Annotated in this window: 2 protein-coding genes and 1 tRNA gene; 1 reads left to right on the top strand and 2 read right to left on the bottom strand. The window is 69.4% G+C overall.

Features of this window, described 5'->3' with window-relative positions; all coding sequences use genetic code 11:
• Positions 1-72 (bottom strand) — tRNA-Arg (locus tag GXZ33_RS08080).
• A gap of 69 nt (positions 73-141) precedes the next feature.
• Positions 142-1704, bottom strand: a complete 1563-nt coding sequence (locus GXZ33_RS08075; RefSeq protein WP_291340330.1) for an alpha/beta hydrolase — start codon at positions 1702-1704, stop codon at positions 142-144.
• A gap of 105 nt (positions 1705-1809) precedes the next feature.
• Here GXZ33_RS08075 and GXZ33_RS08070 point away from each other — a divergent pair.
• Positions 1810-2848, top strand: a 1039-nt coding sequence (locus GXZ33_RS08070; RefSeq protein WP_291340329.1) for an arginine--tRNA ligase, incomplete at its 3' end; no start/stop codon positions are given.

The following is a 2848-nucleotide window of genomic DNA, read 5'->3' as shown; positions in this document are numbered from 1 at the left end:
GTCCCCGACAGGATTCGAACCTGCGACCTTTGGTACCGGAAACCAGTGCTCTATCCACTGAGCTACGGAGACAGTGTGGCCATCCCGCTCGGGGATGACAACGCTGAAAGTCTACCACCCGTGGGGGCAGTATCCCAATCTCTACCGGTTGAGTCCCGGCACCTCGGTGACGTCGACGGAACCGCCGCGCAGGTAGTCGACGACGATTTCGTCGACGGCGGCGTTGCCCAGGCCGACGTGGCCGTGGCCGGAGCCGTTGACGGTGACGACGTGGGCGTTCATGGCGTCGGCGAGGGTGTGGTGGGTGCCGTAGGGGGTCTGCGGGTCGCCGGTGGCCTGGATAAGCAGGGGGCGCACCTCGAGGGCCTCACCGGACACGGACGGTAGGGAGGCGACCGGCGGGGCGCCGGCGCAGGCGGCGCCGGAGGTGAACATGGCGTTGGGGGCGGTGAAGATGTCGCCGGTGATGAAGTTGGTCCAGGCGTACTTCGCCAGGTCGCCCGGCTGGGCGGGGTAGTTGTTCTCGTTGCACATGATGAGGCGCTGCATGAGCTGGGCGTTGGCGACGTCGAGAAGCATGGTCTCCGGCATCTCGGCGGCGAGATCGGCCGGGTTCGGGGTGGGCTGCGTGCCGTTGATCATGGAGGCGAGGTTGTGCCACTCGGCGGTGAAGGGCAGCATCTGGCGGGTGATGGCCAGGGTGGGGGAGTTCGCCTGGTTGCCGCCGGTGACCGCCTGGGAGCTCAGGCCCTGCGAGGAGACGACGAAGGGGTTGACCGCGGTCATCGCCTGCGCGCCGGCCGGGCCGGAGGAGGCGAGGCCCGGGGGCAGGTCGCCGACGCGGGCCGGCGGCGGGACGACGGTTGGGTTGGTGCCGGTCTCGGCGACGACGCGGGCGGACCACGCCTGGTAGACGGCCAGCGGGGTCTCGCCGAGGCCGTAGACGTCGTGGCGCTCGGCGACCCAGGACATGAAGTCGTGGAGGGCGTTCTCGTAACCGGCCTGCTGGGAGCCCATGATGCCGTTCCAGGCGAGCCGGGGGTCCATGGCGGAGTCGAGGACCACGCGGTCGGTGTGCTGCGGGTAGCGGGTGGCGTACGCGGAGCCGAGGTAGGTGCCGTAGGACAGGCCGAGGACGGAGATCTGCTCGCGGCCGAGGGCGTTGCGGACCCACTCCCAGTCCTCGACGGTGTTGTCGGTGGTCAGGGAAGAGGTGTAGCCGGGGTGGTTGGCCTCGCAGGCGGCGCGGATGAAGCCGCCCTGGTTGGTGAGGGCGTCGACGGGGCTCATCGCGAAGACCTCCTCGGCGCAGTTCACACCGGTGGAGCCGGGCAGGCCACGCGGCTGGACGGCGACGCGCTCCCACTCGTTGACGATGCCGGCGGGCCAGGCGGAGTTCTCCCCGGAACCGACGTAGGAGTAGGCGTCGCCGCCCGGGCCACCCGGGTTGGTGAACAGGGTGCCGCGCGCGGTGCCGGAGGCGGCGGGCACACGGACGAAGCCCACGGAGATCGTGGGGCCCTCGGGATCGGAGTGGTGCATGGGGACGTCGATACGCCCGCACTGTGCCGTCGGGTCGGTGACCTGCTCGGGGCAGGCCTCCCACGTGATGGGCTGGGCGGGGGCTGCGGTGGCGGCCGGGGCGACCACCGGCAGGAGCCCGAGCAGGGCGACGGCGGTGAGGGTACGGGGGAGAAGACGCATGGATGCATGATAACCACAACGAGTCCTTCATGTGTGGCCGACGATGCCGTGCTCAGGAAAGCCTCAGTGGGAGTACCAACGGCAGGTGCACTAGACTCATCGCCCATGACACCTGCTGATCTTGCGTCCCTCATCCGGGACACCGCCGCCGGCGTGCTCTCGTCCCGTGACCTCGACACCTCCGTCCTGCCTGACCCGGTGGTCGTGGAGCGTCCCCGTAACCCGGAGCACGGTGACTACGCCACCAACCTGGCCCTGCAGGTGGCCAAGAAGGTCGGCACCAACCCGCGTGAGCTGGCCACCTGGCTGGCTGAGGCGCTGGCGCAGGACCCGGCCATCGACGAGGCCACCATCGCGGGCCCGGGCTTCCTCAACATCCGCCTGGCGGCGGCGGCCCAGGGTGAGATCGTGGCGAAGATCCTCGAGGCGGGCGACGCCTACGGCCACCTCGACATCTACGCCGGCCAGAAGATCAACCTGGAGTTCGTCTCCGCGAACCCGACCGGCCCGATCCACCTCGGCGGCACCCGCTGGGCGGCCGTCGGTGACTCCCTGGGCCGCGTGCTCACCGCCGCCGGCGCCCAGGTGACCCGCGAGTACTACTTCAACGACCACGGCGGACAGATCGACCGCTTCGCACGTTCCCTGGTGGCTGCGGCCAAGGGCGAGCCGACCCCCGAGGACGGTTACGGAGGGGACTACATCCGGGAGATCGCGCAGGCGGTCGTCGAGAAGCATCCTGACGCCCTGGATGGCGACGATGTGCAGGAGACCTTCCGCGCCGAGGGCGTGGAGATGATGTTCGCGCACATCAAGGAGTCGCTCCACGAGTTCGGCACGGACTTCGACGTCTACTTCCACGAGAACTCGCTGTTCGAGACCGGCGCCGTCGACAAGGCGGTGCAGACCCTCAAGGACAACGGCAACCTCTACGAGTCCGAGGGCGCCTGGTGGCTGCGCTCCACCGACTTCGGCGACGACAAGGACCGCGTCGTCATCAAGTCCGACGGCGACGCCGCGTACATCGCCGGTGACATCGCCTACGTCGCGGACAAGATCGACCGCGGCCACAACCTGTGCATTTACATGCTGGGCGCCGACCACCACGGCTACGTCGCCCGCCTCAAGGCCGCCGCGGCCGCCC

Source organism: Corynebacterium sp., from assembly GCF_012838985.1.
Taxonomy (GTDB): Bacteria; Actinomycetota; Actinomycetes; order Mycobacteriales; family Mycobacteriaceae; genus Corynebacterium.
Note: the sequence above shows the minus strand (reverse complement) of the source record. Positions and strands in the feature narration are given on the sequence as shown.